18 protein-coding genes are annotated in these 22669 nt (G+C 70.2%); 12 read left to right on the forward strand and 6 right to left on the reverse strand.

Features of this window, described 5'->3' with window-relative positions:
* The first annotated feature begins 205 nt into the window (after positions 1 to 205).
* Together AC068A_RS07050 and AC068A_RS07055 are read left to right on the forward strand one after the other, a co-directional pair.
* Positions 206 to 2071, forward strand: a complete 1866-nt coding sequence (locus tag AC068A_RS07050; RefSeq protein WP_478582121.1) for an amidase domain-containing protein — start codon at positions 206 to 208, stop codon at positions 2069 to 2071.
* Positions 2068 to 2607: a hypothetical protein gene (locus tag AC068A_RS07055; protein WP_478581828.1), complete on the forward strand. Its 540-nt coding sequence runs from the start codon at positions 2068 to 2070 to the stop codon at positions 2605 to 2607. Before AC068A_RS07050 ends, AC068A_RS07055 begins: the two co-directional genes overlap by 4 nt.
* Positions 2608 to 3238: 631 nt before the next feature.
* Here the strand turns inward: AC068A_RS07055 and AC068A_RS07060 are convergent.
* Positions 3239 to 4219 carry an adenosine kinase gene (locus AC068A_RS07060; RefSeq protein ID WP_478581831.1) on the reverse strand — a complete coding sequence of 327 codons (981 nt, stop codon included), beginning with the start codon at positions 4217 to 4219 and terminating at the stop codon, positions 3239 to 3241.
* Positions 4220 to 4844: 625 nt separating this feature from the next.
* Positions 4845 to 5387, reverse strand: coding sequence for a GNAT family N-acetyltransferase (locus AC068A_RS07065; protein ID WP_478581834.1), 543 nt, complete (start codon positions 5385 to 5387; stop codon positions 4845 to 4847).
* Between the two features lie 697 nt (positions 5388 to 6084).
* Here AC068A_RS07065 and AC068A_RS07070 point away from each other — a divergent pair.
* The 3 genes from AC068A_RS07070 to AC068A_RS07080 all read left to right on the forward strand — a co-directional run bounded on the left by AC068A_RS07070 (position 6085) and on the right by AC068A_RS07080 (position 9519).
* Positions 6085 to 7182 carry a hypothetical protein gene (locus AC068A_RS07070; RefSeq protein WP_478581837.1) on the forward strand — a complete coding sequence of 366 codons (1098 nt, stop codon included), beginning with the start codon at positions 6085 to 6087 and terminating at the stop codon, positions 7180 to 7182.
* A 353-nt stretch (positions 7183 to 7535) separates the two neighbouring features.
* Positions 7536 to 8765, forward strand: a complete 1230-nt coding sequence (locus AC068A_RS07075) for a hypothetical protein (RefSeq protein WP_478581839.1) — start codon at positions 7536 to 7538, stop codon at positions 8763 to 8765.
* Positions 8749 to 9519 carry a hypothetical protein gene (locus AC068A_RS07080; protein ID WP_478581842.1) on the forward strand — a complete coding sequence of 257 codons (771 nt, stop codon included), beginning with the start codon at positions 8749 to 8751 and terminating at the stop codon, positions 9517 to 9519. Before AC068A_RS07075 ends, AC068A_RS07080 begins: the two co-directional genes overlap by 17 nt.
* A 546-nt stretch (positions 9520 to 10065) precedes the next feature.
* Here the strand turns inward: AC068A_RS07080 and AC068A_RS07085 are convergent.
* Complete coding sequence (locus tag AC068A_RS07085) at positions 10066 to 10680, reverse strand: signal protein (RefSeq protein WP_478581845.1); 615 nt, start codon at positions 10678 to 10680, stop codon at positions 10066 to 10068.
* A 209-nt stretch (positions 10681 to 10889) separates the two neighbouring features.
* On the opposite strand from AC068A_RS07085, the gene AC068A_RS07090 reads away from it, so the two are divergent.
* The 4 genes from AC068A_RS07090 to AC068A_RS07105 all read left to right on the forward strand — a co-directional run bounded on the left by AC068A_RS07090 (position 10890) and on the right by AC068A_RS07105 (position 15178).
* Positions 10890 to 11492: a TetR/AcrR family transcriptional regulator gene (locus AC068A_RS07090; protein ID WP_478581848.1), complete on the forward strand. Its 603-nt coding sequence runs from the start codon at positions 10890 to 10892 to the stop codon at positions 11490 to 11492.
* Positions 11493 to 11623: 131 nt separating this feature from the next.
* Positions 11624 to 13264: an MFS transporter gene (locus AC068A_RS07095; protein ID WP_478581851.1), complete on the forward strand. Its 1641-nt coding sequence runs from the start codon at positions 11624 to 11626 to the stop codon at positions 13262 to 13264.
* Positions 13261 to 13722: an SRPBCC family protein gene (locus tag AC068A_RS07100; RefSeq protein ID WP_478581853.1), complete on the forward strand. Its 462-nt coding sequence runs from the start codon at positions 13261 to 13263 to the stop codon at positions 13720 to 13722. The genes AC068A_RS07095 and AC068A_RS07100 overlap by 4 nt, the downstream gene beginning before the upstream one ends.
* Positions 13723 to 13822: 100 nt before the next feature.
* The gene (locus AC068A_RS07105; RefSeq protein ID WP_478581856.1) at positions 13823 to 15178 is read left to right on the forward strand and encodes a carotenoid oxygenase family protein; all 1356 of its coding nucleotides are present in this window, start codon (positions 13823 to 13825) and stop codon (positions 15176 to 15178) included.
* A gap of 459 nt (positions 15179 to 15637) precedes the next feature.
* Here AC068A_RS07105 and AC068A_RS07110 read toward each other — a convergent pair whose 3' ends face one another.
* Entirely contained in the window at positions 15638 to 15856 is a 219-nt protein-coding gene (locus AC068A_RS07110) for a YbjQ family protein (protein WP_478581859.1), read from the reverse strand.
* A 498-nt stretch (positions 15857 to 16354) separates the two neighbouring features.
* On the opposite strand from AC068A_RS07110, the gene AC068A_RS07115 reads away from it, so the two are divergent.
* Positions 16355 to 17020: an RlpA-like double-psi beta-barrel domain-containing protein gene (locus tag AC068A_RS07115; protein ID WP_478581860.1), complete on the forward strand. Its 666-nt coding sequence runs from the start codon at positions 16355 to 16357 to the stop codon at positions 17018 to 17020.
* 318 nt (positions 17021 to 17338) lie between these two features.
* Here the strand turns inward: AC068A_RS07115 and AC068A_RS07120 are convergent, their stop codons facing one another.
* Positions 17339 to 18847: a DUF4246 domain-containing protein gene (locus tag AC068A_RS07120; protein WP_478581862.1), complete on the reverse strand. Its 1509-nt coding sequence runs from the start codon at positions 18845 to 18847 to the stop codon at positions 17339 to 17341.
* 291 nt (positions 18848 to 19138) lie between these two features.
* Between AC068A_RS07120 and AC068A_RS07125 the strand changes: the two genes are divergently transcribed.
* Positions 19139 to 20896: an immunity 49 family protein gene (locus AC068A_RS07125; protein WP_478581864.1), complete on the forward strand. Its 1758-nt coding sequence runs from the start codon at positions 19139 to 19141 to the stop codon at positions 20894 to 20896.
* 341 nt (positions 20897 to 21237) lie between these two features.
* Here the strand turns inward: AC068A_RS07125 and AC068A_RS07130 are convergent, their stop codons facing one another.
* Positions 21238 to 21936: an esterase/lipase family protein gene (locus tag AC068A_RS07130; RefSeq protein WP_478581866.1), complete on the reverse strand. Its 699-nt coding sequence runs from the start codon at positions 21934 to 21936 to the stop codon at positions 21238 to 21240.
* A gap of 385 nt (positions 21937 to 22321) precedes the next feature.
* On the opposite strand from AC068A_RS07130, the gene AC068A_RS07135 reads away from it, so the two are divergent.
* Positions 22322 to 22666 (forward strand): hypothetical protein, encoded by a 345-nt coding sequence (locus AC068A_RS07135; RefSeq protein WP_478581868.1) that lies wholly within the window; start codon positions 22322 to 22324, stop codon positions 22664 to 22666.
* Positions 22667 to 22669 lie beyond the last annotated feature (3 nt).

Genomic DNA, 22669 nt, shown 5'->3' on the forward strand with positions numbered 1-22669 from the left:
GGACTCCTCCGGCACCCCGGTGTCCGGCCTGACCCTGCAGCCCGTCTCGCAGGTGAGCGGTGGTCGTGCCGCGCTGCAGATCCCCGAGGGGAAGCTGACGGACGGCGCGACCTATCGCTGGTCCGTACGTTCGTGCACAACCGTGGGATGCTCGGCCTGGTCGGCGGAACAGAGCCTCACGGTGCGCGTCCAGCCGCTGCCCGCGATGCCGGCCGCTCAGTCCCTGGCCATCACCGGCACCGCACTCGCGACCGTGTCGGCGCCCACCGACTGCGATGCACCGGGCTGCGCCACCCTGCCGAACGACCAGCTCCGGATCGGCACGGCCGACGGCCACCTGTGGGCCACCCACCTGAAGGCAGACCTCGGTGCCCTTCCCAAGGGAGCCCGGGTCACCTCCGCCAAGCTGGCTCTGACCAGGTCCGACTGCACGACGCAGTGCGAGGCGCAGAAGCCCGACGTGTACGAGCTGTCCTCTCCGTGGACCACCGCGCAGAGCGGCAAGGACCTGCTCACCGCCGCAGGCGTGGAGAAGTACACCTCCGACACCGCGCTGTCCGAGATCGACTTCGGTGTCCTGCTGCAGTCCTGGACCGACCGCGGCGGGAACGAGGGCATGGCGCTCACCGCCCCCGGCACGGCGGCCGCCGCGGCCTACCATTCGGCTGCGGCAGCGGACGCCGCCAACCGGCCCAAGCTGACCATCGAGTACCTGCCGCCGACCGCCCCCGGGGCCGTCGGCGAGGTCGTCGCCGTTCCGGGCGACACGGGCCTCGTCGCCACGTGGAACGCTCCCCTGGACAGCGGCACGACCGGTGATCTCACTTACGTGGTGAAGGCCGAGAAGAGCGACGGCACCGTCGTGGGCACCTGGGAGGGCCCCACGCCGCGCGCCGTCTTCGGCGGACTCGACAACGCCGCCTCCTACCGGGTCGCCGTCACGGCCGAGAACGCCGTGGGCAGCGGTCCGGTGTCCCGGTCCGCCCTGGCGCACGGTGCCACGGTGGCCGGCGGAGCCACGCGTTACAAGGACTACGTCCAGGCGTACCTGAACGCGCGCAACAAGGTCATCATCGGTGCGAGCCCGACTGCCGCGGACGCGGCCGCCGAGTCCCCGTACGGCGGGGTCTTCGGGGAACTGCTCGGCACGCAGGAGGCCAGCCTCGTCGGGGCCCGTGAGGCTCTGGCCACCAGGAACCAGTCCTACGTAGGGGCCTCCTCGGCCCTGACGGAGGTGGTGGCGGGTACCGATGCCGCGACCGGGCAGACGGCGCTGCGGGCCACCGTCTCGGAGACGCTGACGGTCCGGATCGACGGCGCCGACCAGGTGTCGGAGAACCAGAACGCGAAGCGCTTCCTGTTCTCCGTTTCCGGTGACACCGTCAAGCTCCAGAGCGAGTCCGACGACGGGCAGGCGGGGCAGACCCTGTCGGCGACGGCGGCCGCCGTCACCCAGGTGATGGCCACCCCGGCCGACGCTGTCGGCGGGCCGGCCGACGAGACCGGAGCGCTGCCCCTCGGCACGGACGGCTTCCCCGCCGGCGAGGCACCCGCCGGGGGCGTCCGGACGGCCTCCTACGCCGCGTCGTACATCAACGGTCTGGGCACCGGAAGCTGGGCGTACGACAACACGGGCGTCAAGTGGGAGTACAAGTACGACTGCACGAATTTCGTCTCCAAGGCCCTCTACTACGGTGGAGGCATGAAGATGCGGTCGGGCTGGTACAAGCGCGACGACGTGTGGTTCAAGAACCCGTGGTGGAACAGCTGGCCGGTAAAGGCCAGCTACACATGGTCGGGGGCCGACAACCTGCGCCGCCATCTGGCCTGGAACCGGCCGAGCTACTTCATCACCAGCGTCTACGACGTCCGCAAGGGCGACGTACTCTTCTTCAAGTACAAGGGCGACAGCGTCTACGAGCACGCCGCTGTCGTCACCGCCAACTACAGTGGCCGAATCCACATGGCCCAACACGGCGGGCCCGCTCACACCACATTGGACGACGCCATCGCCCGCAACCAGCGCACCCCACAGCCGATCGTCGCGATCCGCCCGACAGGGGCGCGATGAGGGCGGCGGCTCCGGCGGTACGGGCCGTCGTGGCGGCCGTCCTGGCAGCGGGCGCTCTGAGTGCCTGCAGCGCCGATGAGGACGGCCTCCAGTACGCGACGGACTACGCCAACCACGAACCGCTTGGCGTGGTCGGATATCCGACGTCCGACTCCCTCCAGGTCACGCAGAAGCTGGTCTGGCGGCTGGCCGACGGCCGGACCGACGAACTGGTGTCACTCGCTGCCGATGCCGATGCCGACGGCGCGAAGGGCGAGGTCGAGAAGACCGCGCAGAACTGGATCCAGGCCTTCCAGAAGGGGGCCGGCGGGAAGGTGACCGCGGAGTTCTACGACGAGGGGTCCGTGCGGCAGTTCGTCGTCGTGTACTTCCACGACACCGCGCAGGTCAAGGGGTTCTCGGTCCGCCTCAGGGGAAACACCGGAGAGGGCGGATGGCGCGTGACCATGCGCGAGCCGGACCCGAAGGAGGCCTCGACGGCTCCCGAGTGGGTGCCGAAGACCCCCGGGGGCCTCGGCTCGAAGACACCGCGTTGAGATAGCCGGAAGTCTCCGCACGAGGGGCGTCGTCCCGTGGATCGTTCCACGGGAACGGCGCCCCTTCTCGTTGGCGAGAACAGGCTGGCCTGAGGTGGCACAGGCGCCGCAGACCTGAGCAGGAGACACCGTCTGCACCACGCGGTCGTACACCTTCGACCCGCGCAGCAACCGCACGGCGCTGGCCACCGCCTCCGCCCCGGCGGGCGCGGCCTGCCCCGCCTCGGGCTGCTGGTCTCGTCACTGGCCGGGACGGCGCTCCTCCTCGCGCGGGCGGCCACGGAGCGCCTGCGCACCCTCGCCCTGCGGCTCTCGGCCGTTCGGCTCGCCCTGCTGGTCCTCTCGGCCGCCGCCTTCGTCGCGTACGGCATCGTCACCATCGAGCTCGCCTGACGCGGCGCGCCCGACGCGGGGCACGGCGCCACGCCGCCGGCGCAAGGTCCCGGGCGGCGCCGGTCCGCTCGTACGCTGTCCCGCGCGCAGCACCGCCGCCTCGGCCAGGTCCGCCCGGCCTGCCCGCTTTCAAACGCTCACCAACTGCTCCTTCGGGTAGGTGAAGACCCACGCCCCCAGTCATCCCAGCCGTCACTCCCGCCCGGCCACCCCCATGTCCGTGCGCTCGGCCAGCGCATCAAGCGTGTCGGTCGGCACCCGCGTGTCCTTCAGCAGGCTGGACGTCCTCGGTTGTCCGTGGCCGGAAGCTCCTCAGTTCCGACTCGGCGGCCCGAGCGAGGAGTTCCGCGCGGGTGACGGCATTGGTGCGCGTCGACGGGACGGTGCAGGCATGGGCGCCGGCGATCGCTCCGTATCGGGCACAGCGTCGCGGGTCCTCGCCGTTCAGCCAGCCGAGCAGGAAACCGGAGGCGAACGCGTCGCCCGCGCCGTTGGTGTCCACCACAGGGGCGGGGGGCGTGGCCGTCGGTACGTGCATCACCTCGCCGTCCGCCAGCAGGTGGGCGCCCTCCGCGCCGGCGGTGGCCACGACGATCCGGGCCCGGCCGCGGGCCGCGATGTCGCGCATCGTGCGCTCCGGGTCGGCCAGGGCAGTGGTGGACACGAAGACGACGTCCGCCTCCAGAGCGAACGGCTCGTGGTACGGGTTCACGCCGTCCCAGTCGTGCAGGTCCGTCGAGAGGGTGACGCCGGCCTCACGGAGCACGGGCAGCGCCTGTGCGCAGGGGTGGGTGATGACGACATGCGCGTGACGGCTGGCGGCGGCGAGCTCTCGTACTGTCGCCTCTGGCAGCCGGTCCGACTCATGGGCGCGGGTGTCGTCGTAGAGGGACAGCCGCCGCCCGTCGGGTCCGACGAGATTGACCGCGCGCTTGGTGCCGGCGGGCTGCGGGATCGCCGTGAGGGGAATGCCGTGGTCACGGTGGAGGGCGCGGACCAGGTCTCCCTCGTGGTCGTCGCCGATCATGTCGAGGTGATGGGTGCGCAGGCCCAGCGCGGTCAGTCCGAGCGTGACGAAGTCGCCGCTCTGCCCCGCGCGGGTCGTGATGCCGGGCCGGATCATGTAACTGTCGGAGAAGGGGAGCGGCAGTTCGGGGACGTGGACGATCGTGTCCACGCCGGCGCCGCCCAGGACCAGGACGTCGATGGCGGTGGTCATCGGGTTCCTCTCGGGCTGTCGTCGTCAGCCGAGTCAAACAGCGGGCCGGGGGTGCGGCAACAACTTGCCGAAGGTTGCGGCAAGTTCGTTGTGGCTGGTCGCAACGGGTGCCAAGTCGGCGGGTGCAGTTCGCAGCCCGGCACGGCACGGCACGGCTCGGCGACTGCGTCCGGGCCGGGGGTGCGCGCTCCACCAGCGTGAGGGCGCGGCCGTCGTCCGGGCCGGTCACCGACAGCCGCCAGTTGCGGTACTCGTCCGGTGGCCGGGCAGGTTCTGGGTCGCAGGTCGCCGACGGTGTCCAGCAGCCGGACACCCACCAGCTTGGCGGGGATGCGGGCGAGCAAGCGGTCCATGGCCGGCGGTCTCGGGGCTCGGCACGCCGATCGGCAGGTACGGCCCGGTGATCGCCCACTCGGCATCCGTCAGTTGCACTCGCGGCACGCAACCAGATCTACCGGTACAGCTCCGCCGCCGCGGCGGATCCCGCAGATTGACCGCAACCGGATACGCGCCCTGCACGCCAAGCCAAGGCGGCTGATGGCATCAGGCCACGACACGTCCGTCGGGGGTCCCGTCGAGCTGAGCGGCAGCATGGCGGCGGGCGCGAAGGGCAGATCGGCCTGGGTCAGGGGCGGTCCAGACCCCACGTCTGCAGGGAGTAGGGCCGTCCCTTCTCCTCACCCGTGATGAGCGGCACATCGAGCAGCCTGAAGCCCGCCTTGGTGGCGACGGCGACGCTGGCCGCGTTCTCGGCCTCCAGTTCCAGGATCACCTGCTCAGCGCTCAACTGCTCGAAGGCGTACGAGGCCATCACCCGCACCGCCCGCACCGCCAGCGCCTGGCCCCGGTGCGCCGGCCCGACGGCGTAGCCGAGCTCCGTGCCTTCGGGGGCGCGCCGCAGCATCACCTCGCCGAGCGGCGCGCCGCCGTCGACGGTGATGGCGAGGAGGATGGCCGTGCCCTCCGCCCGGAGCCGTCGGCTCCGGGCCAGTCGTGCGTGGGCGGCCGCTGCGTCGAAGGGCGAGGCGATGGGCGTCCAGTAGGCGATGTCCGCGTGGTCGAACAGCTCCGGCATGGCGGCCAGGTCCGCCTCCGTCCAGTCACGCAGGACGAGACCTTCCCCCGAGAGTTCGAGCCGCTCGGAAAAGGACGACGTGGTGCCGCTCATGGTGGGGGACCTCCTTGGCCTGTACAGGACGAGGCAGGATAACCGGAGGCAGGCGAAGTCCCACCAGCGGTTTTCCCGCCCCCTCACACCCGGGCTCCACCGCGACCACCAGTGCCGGTCCCCGGAAGTAGCGGCGACCGCGGAGGCCGCGGCGTGTGTCCCGTGCCGCAGCGGGGACGGCGGAGCTGCCGCTCGTGGCGCGCCGCGCTGTGCAGCCATCTGACCGCCCTCGCTGTACCTGGCCATGACGTCTTCCGTTGTGTGCGGCCGCTGGACCGGTGCCCGGCGTGCCGAGAACAGCGCTACCGCGTTCGACCAGCCCCCCGTCACCCGCCCGAGGCCGCGAGCCCTGGAAGACAACACTCCCAATTGGCTGCACAAGCGGGCCGGACACATTGGAACACCCCTGTTTCAGGGAACTGACCAGGCCGAACGAGATTGCACCGTCCCACAGGGGGTCGCACAGCTTTGCTCCGCTGACGGGGTCGGGCTCCCGGCCTCCTCACCTCCAGGCTTGCACCCTCCGGGCCGGCGAGCGGCCGGCTGTACCCCGATGTGGCGCTTCGGTCGGCCAGTTGGGAAAGGTGGCGCACCCAGACCGTCCACCCGGCCCGCCTCGCTGTCAGCGCTTTGTGTCATTATGCGGACGCGTCCCAGGGGAGTGGGCCGCGGTCTACTGATTGCCAGGGGGTTGGGGATGGGCGCGGGTACGGAGCCGGACGGCTCGTCCAGGTCCGACGAGGAGTGGGAGCGGTTTTTGCGCGAGTCGGTGGCGGGTGCCGCCGATGCGCCCAAGGAGCCGTCGGCGCGGGCCCGCGAGGTGGCAAAGCGGCTGCGCGCGGAGCCCGGCCGCGGCCCGGAGGGCTGGCGCAGCTACACGCCCGCGCGGCCCAAGCGGCGCACGGGCTGGTACCTGGTCGGGCTGCTGGCCTCGCTGGTGCTGCTGGCGGTGGTGGCGCTCGCGCCGGCGCAGATGGTGGACCTGTTCGACGGCGCTGACTCCCCGCCGCTGGCGGCCGAGACCGCCCGCCCGACCCAGGCACCCCCGGCGGAGGCGGCCCAACGCCCCACCAGGGAGGAGCCGTTCCGCGGCTCGCCGGCGGCGAGCTGGGCGAATGGAGCGGCGGGGATCACCGTGCCGAAGGCCGAGGCTGTCGGCTGGATGAGCGCGGCCGAGGTCGAGCGGGCCCTCGCCCGCAGCCGAGACTTCCTCGTCGCGTCCGGCCTGGACCGCGAGGTGCTGCGGGGCGAGCGCCCCGAGAAGGCGATTGCACTGATCAACCCCCACCAGAAGGACGTCCAAGACCTTCTGAAAACCGCTTTCCAAACCCCGAGCGAGAAGAACGACCCCCTCCTCCTCTTCAGCCGCTTCCAGCCCTCCCGCACCCACCTGGTCGGCGACGTCGTGAAGACCCGGGGCCGGCTCACCTATCGGGAGGGCGAGCGCGGTGCGCTCCAGGTGACCGCCGACGTCACCTTCGTCTACCCGGTCACCCGCGCGGACGCGGGCGGCGACGACGAGATCGTGCGCACGATCGTCCGGCGCGAGCTGGTCCTGAGCTGGGACGACCCTGACAAGGTGATCACCGAGCCGGGCAGGTTCTCGATCGTCTCGTACAAGTACGACATGACCAACGGTGGTTGCGGCGCCCCCACGGGCTACTTCGTCCCGCCCTTCGGTACGGACCGCCGGGCGGACGAGGCCGGCACGGAGGTCGACCCGTACGACCGCAGCGCGCCGGTCGGGCGGGGCGAGTCGTCTGGGGGCGATTGCAGGAGGGCGACGCGGTCCTAGTCGAATTCCAGATGCGGTGTGTCGAACTCGATCACTCGGTTCGGTAACCGCCGTGCGTGCAAGCGGCCTTCGTCTGATTCGGTGCTCCGACCAAGGAATACACCTGACTGGTACGGCCCGATCGCCGCGGGCTGTCCGCCCGGCCGCACTACGTCGCCGAGCAGCTGCGCACACCGCCCGTACAGCAGAACCCCGTTGCCCGCCGTCAAGCCCCGTGAGAGTATCAAGGTTCGACGGTCCGTCTCTTTTCGTTTACGTTGCGCAACGCAAATGAAAGAGTGCGGGCCGTTTGTCGTGTTCACGGTTTTGGGCAATCCAGCGAGATCATATCTGCGAATGACAGGTACCGTTTGATGTACACAACAGAGCCGACAGAAGCCTGCATCGAGGATGCGAGCAACACCTTGGTCGCGCCTTCGATGTTGCAAGGTAATAACTTGATCAGGGACTTCTTCGGGTCCGTAATCACGCCCGAGGACCTTGCTTCTGGTTCGCCCGACCTCGCGCAGAAGACCGTCTACCTGTGTGGCGACATATCCGGGATCAGCAGCCCCCAACTGCATGCGGCTGCCCGGGTATTCGTTATCCGGGAGCTATCGCACGGTTACCACGAGGACGTCGCCAAACCGTGGACCCTCGTCGACCTCGGCCGAGTTCCCATCCGCGTACACGGCCTCGGTGTGTACTACCGGCGCTTTTTCGGGCTCGGCGCCGATCACTTCGGACGGATCCGTGCGGAGCACGCGTTCCAGTCCCTGACGGAGTCCACCAAGCCTGGAACAGCCCATCGCAGCGGAATCTATCTGACGCCCGTCACACGAAACGGTGACGAACTGCATTTCCGCCTGCTCCGGTGCTCCACGAATCTCTCGGGGCCGACCGAGAGCTTTCGCCCGACCGACACGCGCATCGTCGAGGCTCTGAACCGCGAGGCCGCCGCCGTCTTCCGGAACCAGGCACCGCTGAATCACGTCCTCGCTCAGATCTACCACAACACCCTTGCCACGGCCGAGCGCAAGCAGTCCAAAGCCAAGATCTCGGCCCATGCCGACAAGACCAAGGACATGCCCGTCAATGGCATCATGGCATTCTGCACCTTCTATGACCGGCTCGACAAGCTGCAGCCCCTGGCCGAAGACGCCTTCGACCATGGTGTGAAGGGTGCCAGCGGGCTGACCAAACTCCACTTTCGCCTCAAGGAGCCGACCGAAAAACGCGACGGGGTCGCGCTCCCCCCACATTTCACCCTGACTCTCTACCCCGGCTCCGTGTTCTTCATGCCGCTGTCCACCAACCGCCTGTATACGCACGAAATCCGTCCCTCATCGCTGGATGCCGAGTTGCTCCCGACCCGCCTGGGATACGTGGTGCGCTGCTCGAGTGCCGAAGCCGTTCACAAGAACGGCCGCACGTTCCTCAAAGTGGCCGGAGATTTGGCGAAGCTGGGGCCACCCACGCCGGCCAGCATGAACGAGCTGCGCAGGCTGTACGCCGAGGAGAACCGGACCTCGTCCTTCATTGATTACGGCGACAAATTTCTCTTCAGTATGAACACGGGAGACTACATTGCCCCCCGAGTCTAGGATCTTGGATGAGATCCTCTCGCGCGATTTGCGCACCGACGAGAATCTCTTTGCGGAGCTGTCCGCGTCGGTTCGTTGGGAAGACCTGGGAAAAGGCCGGCGAGGCGCCACGCTTACCAAGATCGACGAGGCGGGTGGTGTGCCTCTCGTACGTACTACCACTCGATACAGCAGTCCGACGCAGCGTTTCCGGGCGGTGCACGAACGGCTGGCGCAACAGATTCAAGAACGTGCGGCGCTCCCGATCGGCTTCAACAACGCTCTCATCGAGAGCTACACGAACGCTTACACGACCATGGGCAGCCATTCCGATCAAGCCCTCGACCTGGCCAACGAGTCGTTTATCGCCGTCTTCTCCTGTTACCAACACCCCGAAGCGACCCCGCCGAGGAAGCTGATCTTCGAATCAAAGGGGTCCGGTGGTGAGAAGTTCGAGATCCCCCTCGCCCACAACAGTATCGTCGCGTTTTCTGTCGACTCGAATCGGCGACTCAGGCATAAAATCGTATTGGACAAGTCCGTCCAGGCGGCGGCCAACGAATGGTTGGGTGTAACGTTTCGAACATCAAAGACGTTTGTTCGGTTTCGCGACGGACATGTATACCTCCCGCAGGGTGTGCGCCTCATGTCGGCCGACGATGAGCAGAGGCGCGAGTTTTACCAACTACGGCGCCGCGAGAACAAAGAAGCGGACTTCATTTACCCCCTGCTGACGTACACCATCAGCGAGAGCGATCTGATGCTGCCGGTCTGACCTTGAGGGATTTTGAATGACCCTCCGCGTTGCGGTGCATGTAGACCGGAGCGTCGAAGGCAGGTGGAGGCCTTCTGGCGCGACCTCGCGGCAGAGAGCGGCCGACTGGTCGGCGAGCTGCGGGAGGCTCCCCGGGGCAGGCGGAGCGGCACCGCGCTCTCGGCGCGGACGGCTCCGGAGCGGCCGCCACGGTGAACCGTCCGGACCGGGCGATGTCCGTCAGGGCCGGCTCGGACGGGAGGAAGTGCCAGAAGCCGCTCTGGAGCAGGCCGCGGCCGACGTCCTCGACCTCCATCGGACGGCCGTTGAACAGGTCGTCCATCGCCGACGGCCCGCGCGTTCCGCCGCCGCCAGCTGGGTCAGGGCGTCCTGCTGCGCCGTACGCCCGGTCGCGAGGTCGCAGCGCGTAAGGCTCCAGGAGGCCGGCAGGCCGTGCCAGACGGCGCGTTGGACCGGATCCTGGCCGTGTGTGATGGCGTCCCGGATGCGGTCGACGGCTGCTGCCAGGTCGCCCCGGCCGGCCGCGTCGGTGCCCGCTGCGGCAGTTCAGCCGACTTGGAGGGCGTATGTGACGTCGAGACGGAAGTCGCCCGAGGAGCCGGAGATGGCGAGGGTGTGCGAGCCGGCCGGCAGGGAGTCGAGCCGAACCCACAGGCCGCAGGCTTGCGTGCGGAGCGTGCCGGACTCGCCGGTGACGGGGTTGCCTTCGACCCCCTTGATGTGGATCGGTACCGCCGGCTGCCGAGTGACGTCCAGGGGCTTGCCGTCGAGCAGGGCCGTGCCGTTGGCTCCGGCCATCGCGTTCTTGCAGTCCTGTGCGGTGCCGGTGAAGTTCACCACGGGGAAGGCCACGGGCCGGCCCGCCGGCACGGAACACTTCCGCTCGCTCCGCCCGCCGAAGTTGCCGGCCAAGAACCACACGTCCGCGGCCTGGTTCTCGGCGCAGAAGGTCCCGTCCGGGTCCCTCACCGGGTTGGAACTCCGCGGGGTGGACGCCGCCCAGCTCCACCACCGGCCCTGCAGCACGCCCGGGTCCGCCAGGACGCCCGCTCGGCCCGACGGCGTCGCTTCGGACGACGGAGTCGACGCGGACGTGGTGGTACAGCCGGCCGCGAGCATGATCGCGGCCGTCGACAGGATCAGAGTTCTTCCCCAGTGCATCCCGGCAGGCTAGCCTTGCCGCTCACCTGCCCGGATACCGGGTCCGCCCCACGGCACGGGCCCACCCGCGTGGCAGCCTCGGCACCCGGAGCCGGCGCGACTTGGCCGGCCCACTGACTCGATCGAGGGGAGGTGTGGGGCGCTGCCGCCCGACTGCCTCTGTTCCAGCAGGTGTTGACGCCGCGAAGTGTGAGTGGTTTATTACTCACATGGGAATGGAACGGCAACGCCAACTCTCCACAGCCGAGGAACGCCGCGAGACGGTGCTCCGTACCGCGATCGGCGCCTTTGCGGCCCGGGGATACTTCGGGACCACCACCACGGAGGTCGCCAAGGCGGCCGGCATCTCCCAGGCGTACGTCTACCGGCTCTTCCCGAACAAGGAGGCCCTGTTCGCCGCGGTGGTCGATCACTGTTTCACCCAGGTCCGCGCCGCTCTGGAGCGCGGCGCCGCCGAGGCGGAGGGTGTCTCGCCGGAGCTCGTCCTGGCCTCCATGGGGGACGCGTACGCCCGGCTGATCAGCGACAACGATCTGCTGCTGGTCCAACTGCACGCCCAAGCGGCGGCCGTCTCCGAGCCGGTGATCCGGGAGGCGGTCCGCGCGGGGTACGCCCGGGTCGTGGAGTACGTCCGGGGCGCCTCCGGCGGGGACGAGCGGCAAATCCAGGAGTTCTTCGCGGTCGGCATGCTCTGCCACCTCGTCGTCTCGCTCGGCGTGGAAGCGGCGGGAGAGGTGGACGAGGCGGGTGAAGCGGGCGGGGCGGATGCGCCCTGGATGCGCACGCTGGCCGCAGGCATCAGGCACTACTGAGTCGGGCCCCGGCCCCGGCCTCCGTGGGCGGGGCGGGCGGCCTGCGTCGGTCATCCGGCCGGGCCGCCCTCTTTCAGAGCCAAAGAGTGAGTGGTTAACCACACATGCATGCGGGAAGGGAGTTTGCCGTCATGCCGCACCTCGCGGAAGGGCCGGGCGGGCAAGGCGGTGCGGGCAGCCGCGCCGGAGGCCGGGGCGTGCTCGCAGCGCTGGCCGCCGCACAGTTCCTCGTCGTTCTCAGCACATCCGTCGTCAACGTCGCGCTGCCGCACATCCGGGACGGTGTGACCCTGTCCGACACCGGTATGTCCTGGGTGGTCAACGCCTACGGTCTCGCCTTCGGGGCTCTCCTGCTCCTTGGCGGCCGCGCCGCCGATCTGGCCGGCGCCCGCCGGGCCCTCACCGCCGGACTGGGCCTGTTCGCCGCCGCATCGGAGGCAGCCGCACTGGCCGGCACTCCCTGGCCGCTCATCGGTGCCCGAGTCGCCCAGGGCGTCGGCGCCGCCGTGGCCGCCCCCGCCGCGCTGGCCCTCGTCGTCCGGCTCTTCCCGCCCGGTGGCGCACGCGCCCGTGCCCTCGGGGTGTGGGGCGCGGTCTCCGGAGCCGGCGGCGCAGCCGGGGTACTGCTCGGCGGCGTGCTGACCGAGGCCTTCGGCTGGCCCTGGATCTTCCACGCCTGCGGACTCGGCGCCGCCCTCGCCCTCGCCGCGGCACTCCGCCTGGTCCCTGCCGATCCCGTCCGCCCCCGCGCAGCCGCCGACCGGACACGCGTCGACCTCACCGGCGCGCTGTCCGTCACCGCCGCGGTCGCCGCCTTGGTCTACGGGCTCACCGCCATCCGCAGCTCCGGCCCGGCCGACCCGTACGTCCTCGGGCCGCTCGCCGCCGCCGGACTCCTGCTGCTCCTCTTCCTGAGGGCCGAGCGCCGCCACCCGGCGCCGCTGCTGCCGCCCGGGCTGCTCCGCCAGGGGCTCGTCGCCCCGGCCAACCTCCTGATGGCCCTGCTCGGCGCCGTCTGGGTCGGACTGTTCTTCTACCTCCCGCTGCTCCAGCAACAGGTTCTCGGCGCCGGCCCCATGGCCGCCGGCCTGGCCCAAGTCCCGCTCGCCGCCGCGAACATGCTCGGCTCCTCACTGGCCCCGCGCCTGGCCCGCCTGCTGGGCCCGTACCGCACCCTGGCCGCCGGTCTCCTCGCCCAGGCCGCCGGACTCGTCTGGCTGGCCCTCCTCAGCACGCCGGGCGCCACCCTGGCCGGGCTTGCCGGCCCGACCGCCCTCATCGGCCTCGGCCTCGGCATCGCCTTCGTCCAGCTCACCGGTGCCGCGGTGAACGGCGTCCGCCCGGCGGACGCCGGAGTGGCCGGCGGGCTGGTCAACACCACCCGCCAGCTCGGCGGCGCCGTGGGCCTGGCCTTGCTCGGAACCCTCGCCGCCGTCACCACCGCCGCCGCCGGCGGTGGCCCCGCCGAAGACCCGGCTGCCCTTGCCGACGGCTACCGGGCGGCCTTCCTCCTGGCCGCCGCCACTGCCGCCGCAGCCGCAGCCCTCACCCCGCTGCTACCCCGCCGAGCCACCGCCGGACCCACTTCGGGGGCCACCCCGGACCCGGCCGCCGACGGCAAAACCACCGACAACCAGACCACCGACAACCAGACCACCGACAACCAGACCACCGACAACCAGACCACCGACAACCAGACCACCGACAACCAGACCACCGACGACGAGAACACCACCGCCGACGACAACACCACCGAAGGAGCCCACCAATGAACCCCAAGACCCCTGCCCCTTGCACCATTGACGAGTCCGCCCCCGCCGTCGTACGGCTCGCCACCACCGTCCGCGCCCCGCTCGCCCGCCTCTGGAGCCTGCACACCGACATCGCAGCCTGGCCCACCTGGAACCCCGACATCACCCGCGCCGAGCCCACCGGCCCGCTCGCGGTCGGGGCCGTATTCCACTGGCACACCCACGGGCTCGACATCACCTCCACGGTCCTGGAGGTCGTCCCCGGCCACCGCATCGTCTGGGGCGGCCCTGCGCACGGCATCGAGGGCATCCACGTCTGGACCTTCCACGAGACGGCCGACGGCACGGTGACCGTCCGCACCGAGGAGTCCTGGAGCGGAGCTCCCGTCGACGCCGACCCCGAGGTACTCGGCCAGGCCCTCCGGCAGTCCCTGGAGCGCTGGCTGGCAGCCCTGAAGACCACGGCGGAACGCGCCTGACCGCCCCCGCACCCACACCCGACACGCACCCAGCACGCGCCCATACGCACCCCGATACGCACCCGATACGCCCCACCCCACCCCGAAAGGACCACTCACCATGACCACCAAGCCGCCCTACCTCACCGGCCACTACACCCCGGTCGCCGACGAGATCACCGCCACCGGACTCACCGTCGAGGGCACCCTCCCGCCCGAGCTGACCGGCCGTCTGATCCGCAACAGCCACAACCCCAAGCCGGGCATCACCCCCACCCACTGGTTCAAGGGCAGCGGCATGGTCCACGGCATCCGCCTGCGCGACGGCCGCGCCGAGTGGTACCGAAACCGCTGGGTCCACACCCCCGCCCTCGACGGCGCCCCCTACATGACCGAGAACGGCCCCGACCTGACCGCCAGCACCGCGGGCACCCACGTCATCGAACACGCCGGACGCCTCCTGGCCCTGTGCGAGTCGAACCTCCCCTTCGAGATCACCCCCGACCTGGAGACCGTCGGCGCCTTCGACTGGAACGGCAAGCTCACCTCCGCGATGACCGCGCACCCCAAGGAGGACCCGGCCACCGGCGAACTCCACTTCTTCGCCTCCTCCCCCCTCCCGCCCTTCCTCGTCCACCACGTCTCATCACCCGACGGCACGGTGCTGCGCAGCCAGGAGGTCCCGGGCGCGACCGCCGCCCTCAAGCACGACTTCGCCCTCACCGAACACCACGTCGTCTTCCTGGAGGGATCGGTCACCTTCGACCCGTCCGACCACTCCGGGATCCCGTACACCTGGAGCGACGCCCAGCCCACCCGGATCGGTGTGATGCCCCGCGGCGAGGGCGGAGCCCGGCAGGTCCGCTGGTTCGACACGGCACCCGGCTACGCCATGCACCTCGCCAACGCCTACGAGGACGCCCTCGGCCGCATCGTCATCGAAGGGCCGGCCGTCGGGCGCGAGGGCTGGCAACGCTCCTGGAACTGGTGGGTCGGCGCCCCCGACCGCGGTGCCGAACCCAACTCCGGCTCCCGCGCCACCCGCTGGACCGTGGACCTCATCACCGGCCGGGTCGCGCAGGAGCACACCGACGACCTGACGGTCGAGTTCCCCACCATCAACGACGCGTTCACCGGACGCGAGCACCGCTACCAGTACGCCCTGTCCTTCCCCGACGACCTCGGCACCGGCACCCACGCCCTGGTCAAGTACGACCGCGCCACCGGCGCCCGCCAGATCAAGCAGTTCGGCACCGGCCGACTCCCCAGCGAGGCCGTCTTCGTCCCCGCCGACCGGGCCGCCGAGGAGGACGGCGGCTATCTCCTCACCGTCGTCAGCGACCTCAACTCCGACGGCTCCCGGCTCCTGGTCCTCGACGCCTCGGACCTCGGCCTGCCCCCGGTCGCCACGGTCCATCTCCCGCGCCGCGTCCCGGCCATGATCCACGGCTCCTGGATCCCCGACCCCGCCCTGTGACGGCCACGGTTCCCCCTCACGGCGCCGGCACGCAACGAGCGTCCCGGCGCCCTGCGGAGGACCCGCATCACGTTCGACGAGTCCACCGCCAGTCAGGTCAGCAAGCGCTCGACGGCCTCGCGGGCGCGGGCGTTCGATGCCGCAGCGTCGGCCAGGAACCGGGCCAGGGCATCGATCCACTCAACGTCTGCGCTTGACCCGTACAACACCGGACGGCAGCGAATCCGCCAGGTTCGCCGACAGCACTCCGACGTACAGGCAGGTCCAGGGTCCGCGCTGCCCCGGCGCAGCACCGCGGCGAGCAGTTCCACTTCCTGGTCACGCATCGAGGCTCAGCACCGTGCGCGGTCGGCTGGTCGATGGCGTGGTCGTCGCGCAGCGGGCGCACCGCCGTGCCGACCGCGATGAACTCGGCGATGTCCGAGCCGAACTCCTTGAACTCGATGTCCAGCCACACCCCTACGATCCCGTCCGCCCCAGAGCGCTCGCCTCCGCCTCCATCCGGCTCATCGCCGGCTCGCGCGCGTGGTACATGGCCTGTGACAGCTTGGTGAGCTCCTGGTTCTTGGACCACCGGCCGAGCTGGATCCCGACGTGGTAGACCGAGGAGCCGAGGACCAGGCCGAACGGGCGGAAGCCGGCCTCGCGTCCCTCCGCCCACCTGAGCAGCAAGGCCATACCGCCGGCCACCCGGACCCGGAGACGGCCGCCGGACCGTACGGACGCCGGCCCACCGCCGAATCGCGGTGTGCTGCTGCCGATCGACGAAAACGGTAGGCGAGAGCCAGGGCGGCTCCACGGGCTCCACGGCCCGCGGGCCCGGCCGTGAGGCGGCAGCCCGGCTCGCTGCTGCCCTTGCCCGGACCGGTTAAGCGCGGATCAAGTGAACCTTAAAGGTGCCTGTGGTTTCCTCTCGCCCCGCCTTGGTCAACGCCCTGGGTGGGGCGCCGTGCACCCGTCGACTTCCGTGGGCGTCGAGGTCGTGACCTGCTTCTTTGAACGCAGTGCATGAGTCACGAGCCTCGCGGTGCGCCCGCGCAGTGCCCAGGGCCCGTGCGCGGATGGATTCGTGAGGGCGGTGACAGGACTGAACCGGCGTGTGGCGAGGCTCGTATGCAGGGCGTGGGGTGGGAGCGTCCATCGAATCGAGGAGTGTCAATGTCCAGGAAACGGACTATGAGTCTTGGGAAGAAGCTCGTGCTCTCTGTGGTCGCGGGAGCCCTGGTGACCGGAGGCGTCGCCGTGACGGTGGCGACCGGCAATGCCGCCGTCCCGGATGTCGTGTGCCCGGGTGCGACGGTGACGTTGTCGGGCGAGGCGGGTGCGCCGGCGGCGAGCAGCGGTACGTTCCCGGTGGGGACGAAGCTGAAGGTGACGAACCTGGACAACGGTCGTGCGACGACGGTGACGGTGACCGGTCCGTCGGGCAGTTGTGCGCTGCTGAACAACGCGGCTTTCGAGCAGGTGCGGGAGCCCGGCAAGAACCTGATCCGTCGGGCGCGCATCGAACGGGTGGCTGGTGGCGGTAACGCGCCGGCTGCCGGAGCGTCCGGTGCCGCGGGTGCCGGGGGTGCGCAGGCGGCTCCGGCGGCCGGGGAGGTGGTGTGTCCGGGTGCGACGGTGACGTTGTCGGGTGAGGCGGGTGCGCCGGCGGCGAGCAGCGGTACGTTCCCGGTGGGGACGAAGCTGAAGGTGACGAACCTGGACAACGGTCGTGCGACGACGGTGACGGTGACCGGTCCGTCGGGCAGTTGTGCGCTGCTGAACAACGCGGCTTTCGAGCAGGTGCGGGAGCCCGGCAAGAACCTGATCCGTCGGGCGCGCATCGAACGCGTGAGCTGAGCGGCCGGGACCGATTCGGGACACCGAGAGAAGCCACGGCGGGGCACGGGGCAGGTCGTCCCCGCCGTGGCATCGGTACCCCCGGGCGCTGCCGCAGGCTGTGGCCGGGCGGCCTGCGAGTGGAGCCGTACCGATCGGCCTGTCTGCGTACGGCACCGAGCTCGAAGTCGCCGTCACCGGTGTCGTGCGCGACGATCGTGGGAGATGGCCGTACCGGCCAAACCGACGGTCGGCCAGGGCTGGGGCTTCGCCATCGCCGAGGTCAGGGAGACCCCGGCGATGGAGAAGCCCTGACGGCCTGCCCCGCCCTGACAGCGATCAGTGCTCGCAGAGGGAGAATTCCCGTTCGTAGAGCTGTTCGTTGTGCTCGGCCACGAAGAACTTGCGTTCCTGCATGAGTTGTTCGCGGTACTCCTTGGCCTGCTCAAGCGTCATCGTGGAGGTAGCGGACCACGGTTGCTGCGGCGGGACGTCGGAGGTCGAGACGATCGTCGTCGAGGGGTCGACCAGGAAGAACGCAAGGATCTTGCGGTGCCCCGGGCGGGTGGGGTCCTCGAGGCGGAACGAGCCGACGCGGTGTTGCAGGACGTTCGGGAACGCCAGGCAGCGACCCGCCGGCGTCGCTGCCGATCCCAGCACCTGGTTGAGCGCGTCTTCGTTCTCCAGGCCGTAGACCTCACGCACCCCGTCGTCGTCGTTCTGTTCGTAGTCCGGGTCGTCGAGCGCCGCGCGGAAACCCAGCCGGCTCTCGGTGATGTTCTCGCTGTCCCAGTAGTAGATGCCGGTCGAGACGATCCGCTCGTTCAGCATCCCCTCGACGTGCCAGGAACCGCCCGCGTACTCGGGCTTGTCCGGGGTGAGATGAATGGTGGCGAGCTTGACGATGACCTGGAGGCGGCGGCCGCGCAGGTCGACCCGGGCGGCTTCATCGGGCAGCTCGGGCGGGGTGAAGTCCGGCGCGTCCGGGACGACCGGGCGGCGGGTCTCCCACCAGGCGTCGTGAGCCTCCCCCCATGCACTGCGGGCGTCCGCGTAGGCCGCGTCATCACTGAAGGAGGACTTGACCGGATACTCCGGCTCCGAGTCATACCACCCGTAGGGATCGGCCTCGATCCGCAGCGGCCGCGGATGGCGCAGATCGGTGAGCACGTTCTCCCACAGCGGCCGCATGCGCGCGAAGACGTCCGGCAGGACGGCGGCGAGTTCGTGATGGGTCTCGGGGTGGACGTTGTTGACGTACGAACGGAAGGCGACGTCGCCCTCGTCACTGACGTCGACGTCCGTGGGCAGCCACTGGAACTTCTCCGAGAACTCGTGCTTCGAGTAGCGGTCGGTCGGGTTCCGCCAAGCCCCCTCGGGCCCTCCGCTCACCTCTCGCACCAGGCAGAACAGCGAGGGATGCACCAGATCCAGCACCTGCCCGTCCGATCCCGGATGCCAGTCCCGTTCCGCCTCGGGGACCTCTTCCAGGGCCCGGACCGCCTCGCGCAACCGGGATGCGAGCTTGTCGTCGACCAGCGTGTCCGACTGCCACACCCCGTCGACGGCGGACACCTCGATGCCGGTCCGTCCGTCCCGCAGCGCGGCGTAGTGCCCGAGTTCCGCGAGCACGTACCGGACCTGCGCTTCGGTGAGCCCTTGGGCGACCGCCTCCTGCGTCCACCGCGCGACGACGCCGGCATCGTTCATCTTGTCGAACCACCCCGGCTTCGCCCGGATGTGCGCGCTGCACTCCATCATCTCCAACTCCCGCAGGGTCCGGGGCTGCGCGAAGGCTATGGAACGCGACGCTTGAAAGGGCAGCGGAAAGGCAGACAGGCCGGTCAACTCTGATGATCCCTACGGTCGGCGAGCGGTGCCGGAAGGATAGCCCAGCGCACTGACACCACAGCCGCGGCCCGGGGTCCGTCATCTGGTGAGAGTGGTGCACGCCATGCACGGCGCGTGTAGGCCCAGGGTTTCCTCGGCCGCCGCAGCCCGGTGCCCAAGGTCGGCAGCCGGCCGCAGCTACTGCGCCCAGCCGATGCCGAGCTGGGCGAGGGTTCAAATTGGTCGGAACGTCGGCCTGTCAGATCCCGCGCCTAGGCTGTCGCAGAGATTCGATCAAGGAGCAGGGCAATGCGGATAGAGCGTCACCAGGTGGGCGAGGCCGTTGTGTCGGCAGCACGCGAGGACTTCACGAACCGCATCGGGGGTCAGGTGCGGTCCATGTCGCGGGCCGGCCGGATGGCCACCTACGAATGGCAGTCGATCGCCGACGAGTTCCTCGACTATCTGGGCGCCCTCTCCGTCGAGACACCCGACCTCGACACCCCGGAAGCCAAGGCCGCCCTCAAGGACGCCTCCGAAGCCGCGGCCGGCGCCGTCGCCTACGCCGCGTACCACCCGCACTGCAGCTTCCAGGTATTCCTGGAGTACGTGAACTTCGGCATGAGCTACGACCCGGGCGAGGACGCCCCCGAGGAGAGCGTCACGCCCGGGGGGTGGATCGACGCTCTCTGCCTGACGGTCCTCCGAGACAAGGCGAAGTGGCACGGCGAGGCCTTCCACTTCGCTCGGCAGAAGTTCGCCGAGAAGGCGCAGGGAACGCCGATCGGCGAGCTCGCCACCGGACTGATGGCCGTGGTCCTGGACGACACAGGCGACGACGAGGAGTATCCGCCGAGCGCGCAGGCCAAGCTCGCCGCCGTCGACGCGGCCCTGGACCGGATCCGCGTCCGCGCCGAGGAGACCGGCGAGCCGCACCTGGACCGGCTGGACAGCGCGGCGCTGCGCACGCTGCGCGGCCTGGCCGCCGAGGACCGGGATGCCTTCGACACCGCGCTGGCCGACCTCCTGGTCAGGCACAGGGCCCTGCACAGCTCCTCGGCCTCCCCGAGCACCCTCCTCCCGCTGGTCCCCCTCGCCCTCGCCGCGCTCGCGTACCGGACCCTGGGCTGGGCGCCGGCCGTCCACACCGACTACCTCCCGCACGCACTGGTCACCGGCTTCGAAACCCGAGGCCCGCGGGTCGCGGGATTCGGCCGGGACAGGCGCCCGGACGCGGTCGCCGCGCTCGCCGCCGGGCCCCTGACGGTGGAGCGGCCAGCCTGCGAGCGGACGGTGGACCCGCAGATCGAGACCATGTACGAGGACTACGTCCGGGAGGCGTTCACTTCCGTCGACGGAAAGCCCCTTGCCGTCTGGCGGCTTGAGAGCGTGATGGGCGACCAGGAGCGCCTCTTCAAATGGCGCGCGGGGGGCTCCGGCGGTGTCACGGACGGCCAGCTCGCGACCCTCAGACTGGCCTCGCAGATGGGGGCGGCGCTGTTCCGCATTGCCTTGGCGGAGCCGGGCACCGGGGTCGAGGTCACCGTCGACGGCCGGAAGCTGCGCTACCCGGCCGAGCGGGATACCGAGGTCCACGCCGGCAACTGGCAGAAGGCCACTGCCTTCGCCCTGATCACCGGCGCACGCGAGGACCTCGCCCCGCTGGTCCTCACCGGTCCTGCCTTCGCCCGACCGGACGGCTCCGCCTTCAGTGCGTACCGCGAAGCCCTCCACGCCTACCTGAAGGGCGCCGACCCCGAGCCGGCCGCGCAGCGGGCACTGGAGCAGGCCGAGAAGGCCAAGGACTGGGGTTTCGCCATGCCGCCGGCCGTGCTGCTGTCGCAGCTCGTGGAGGGGGACGAGGAGAGCTTCAACCTGGCCCTGGCCGACGCGCTGGAAGCCCACCGCGACTACTACCAGGTCGCCGACCGCGCCGACGATCCGGACGCCGCCGTCGACTTCGACGTCCTCGCCCTGGCCTGCCACGCCCGCCGTCGCGGCTGGGCCATACGCGTCGAATCCCCCTACCTTCCGCAGGCGCTCCTGCGGGCCGCTGAACCTTTCTAGAAGGCGGGGTCCGCAGCAGAACGCCCCTGGAGGCAACAAATCCGTTCCGGCTCCGGTACTCCGGCACCCCGGAGGTAGAGCCGTCGGCCTGACGGCCACAGGACGATACGAAAGGAGACGCACGGCCACCGATCCGCTCCTGGACTTCGACACGCGCCGCGACGCCGTTGCCGCGCAGGCGCGGAGCGAGTGGACGGCATGGCACGGATTCGCCAGGGCCTTCCCGCCCGCCCGCACCGGGGGCTTCCACCAACGAACAGGTCAGGACGGCAGGAGATAAGGGTCGTACATCCATCCACGCAACGCGCCGTCCTTGCTCGGGACGGCGATCTCCCACGCGTTCAGCGGATGTGCGCCTGGACCTCGCGGTAGACCTCGGCGTCGAGGGGGAAGGCCGTGTGCCCGAGGCAGGCGGTCTGGTGGTTTACCGCTCCTGCCAAGGCGACGGTCGTGTCCGGGTTGATGATGGTGTCGCAGGACGACATCCAGGTGGCGTAGCGCGGGGAACCGGGGGTTTCGTCGCCGGTGTTGAGCTCCGTGAGGAACGCGGAGCCGGGCCGCATCTCGGTGCAGGCCGCTCCGCCGCACCAGTAGGCCGTGTTGGTGCCGTGGTTGGGGCCGGCCAAGGAGACCCACGCGTCGACCTTGGAGTCTCCGCCAAGGTTCCTGAGGTAGTAGCGGGACGAGAGCGAGCCCATGGAGTGGGACACGACATCGACCTTGGCGGCACCGGTGGCGGCCAGCACGCGGTCGATCTCGGCGGCGAGCTGCGTGGCGGTCGTGGCATTGGATTGGCTGGTCGGGTACGTCCATTGGCGGAGCCGGTCGGCCGGCCAGCCGTCGGACCGGAAGCGTGCGGCCATGCTGTCCCACGTCGAGCCGTCGGTGTTCCAGCCGTGGACGAAGACGACGGGATCGGGCGGTCCGTCCTCCACGCCGCCGGACGGTGCTGCCGGCTCGGCCGAGGCGGCTTGGGGGAGGAACGTCGCCGCGAGGGCGAGGGCAAGGGCGGGTACGACGCGCAGGATGACGGTGCTCACGGGTAAGGGTGTAGTGAACCGCCGTGCGGGCGGCAGGCCGGGAGCGGCCCCGGTCACCCGCTCGGATGTCCGTTTTCACTCCAGGAACGTTTCGGCGCCGTCGTGAGTGGCCCTCACGTGTTCCGGTGGCGCGCCAGGGCGACGTGCGGATCACGGCAAGGCGGGGAAGACGGACTTGGAGCTCCGGGCCGCGGAGGAGGCGGCCTCCGCCGGACTCCTGAAGTACCTGCGCGGCCACGGTGTTCCGCCTGTGGAACGGGCTGCCCGAGCCATGGGAGTCCGTCCGGTCATGCACACCGCGGGGCTCGGTGCGATTCGCTGCCGAGGGCTCCCCGTGCAATCAACTCGCATGCCATCATGGCAAGTCGTGGCTAAGGGGGAGGCTATGGCGAACACCGCTGTCCGCGTGCGCCTGACGCAGGGCGCGAGCGAGACCGACGTCGGGGCGCTGAAGGCGTGGCTGGAGCGGGAGCACAAGCTCGAAGCACTGAGGGAAGCCGGCGGCCTGGAGATCCGGGAGCGGGCGGGGACGGCGGACGGGACCGCCAGCCCGATGGGGGTCGGGCTGGACATCGTGCTGGTGCTGATCGGAGCGACCGCACCCAAGCTGTTCGACGAGGTGTACGAGCAGGTGAAGAGCGGGGTGCGCGCGTGGCGGGAGAACCGCCGTTCCGTGGAACGCGGCGAGCCCCCGGAGGTCGAGGTCGCGCCTGACGGCGACGGGAGATAGCGG

This window comes from Streptomyces sp. NPDC043854 (assembly GCF_056436005.1).

What these genes read in the sequence shown, in the direction of transcription:
- AC068A_RS07050 (WP_478582121.1), top strand. Translation starts at nt 206, where the DNA reads ATGCCGGCCGCTCAGTCCCTGGCCATCACCGGCACCGCACTCGCGACC.
- AC068A_RS07055 (WP_478581828.1), top strand. Translation starts at nt 2,068, where the DNA reads ATGAGGGCGGCGGCTCCGGCGGTACGGGCCGTCGTGGCGGCCGTCCTG.
- AC068A_RS07060 (WP_478581831.1), bottom strand. Translation starts at nt 4,219, where the DNA reads ATGACCACCGCCATCGACGTCCTGGTCCTGGGCGGCGCCGGCGTGGAC.
- AC068A_RS07065 (WP_478581834.1), bottom strand. Translation starts at nt 5,387, where the DNA reads ATGAGCGGCACCACGTCGTCCTTTTCCGAGCGGCTCGAACTCTCGGGG.
- AC068A_RS07070 (WP_478581837.1), top strand. Translation starts at nt 6,085, where the DNA reads ATGGGCGCGGGTACGGAGCCGGACGGCTCGTCCAGGTCCGACGAGGAG.
- AC068A_RS07075 (WP_478581839.1), top strand. Translation starts at nt 7,536, where the DNA reads ATGTACACAACAGAGCCGACAGAAGCCTGCATCGAGGATGCGAGCAAC.
- AC068A_RS07085 (WP_478581845.1), bottom strand. Translation starts at nt 10,680, where the DNA reads ATGCACTGGGGAAGAACTCTGATCCTGTCGACGGCCGCGATCATGCTC.
- AC068A_RS07090 (WP_478581848.1), top strand. Translation starts at nt 10,890, where the DNA reads ATGGGAATGGAACGGCAACGCCAACTCTCCACAGCCGAGGAACGCCGC.
- AC068A_RS07095 (WP_478581851.1), top strand. Translation starts at nt 11,624, where the DNA reads ATGCCGCACCTCGCGGAAGGGCCGGGCGGGCAAGGCGGTGCGGGCAGC.
- AC068A_RS07100 (WP_478581853.1), top strand. Translation starts at nt 13,261, where the DNA reads ATGAACCCCAAGACCCCTGCCCCTTGCACCATTGACGAGTCCGCCCCC.
- AC068A_RS07105 (WP_478581856.1), top strand. Translation starts at nt 13,823, where the DNA reads ATGACCACCAAGCCGCCCTACCTCACCGGCCACTACACCCCGGTCGCC.
- AC068A_RS07110 (WP_478581859.1), bottom strand. Translation starts at nt 15,856, where the DNA reads ATGGCCTTGCTGCTCAGGTGGGCGGAGGGACGCGAGGCCGGCTTCCGC.
- AC068A_RS07115 (WP_478581860.1), top strand. Translation starts at nt 16,355, where the DNA reads ATGAGTCTTGGGAAGAAGCTCGTGCTCTCTGTGGTCGCGGGAGCCCTG.
- AC068A_RS07125 (WP_478581864.1), top strand. Translation starts at nt 19,139, where the DNA reads ATGCGGATAGAGCGTCACCAGGTGGGCGAGGCCGTTGTGTCGGCAGCA.
- AC068A_RS07135 (WP_478581868.1), top strand. Translation starts at nt 22,322, where the DNA reads ATGGCGAACACCGCTGTCCGCGTGCGCCTGACGCAGGGCGCGAGCGAG.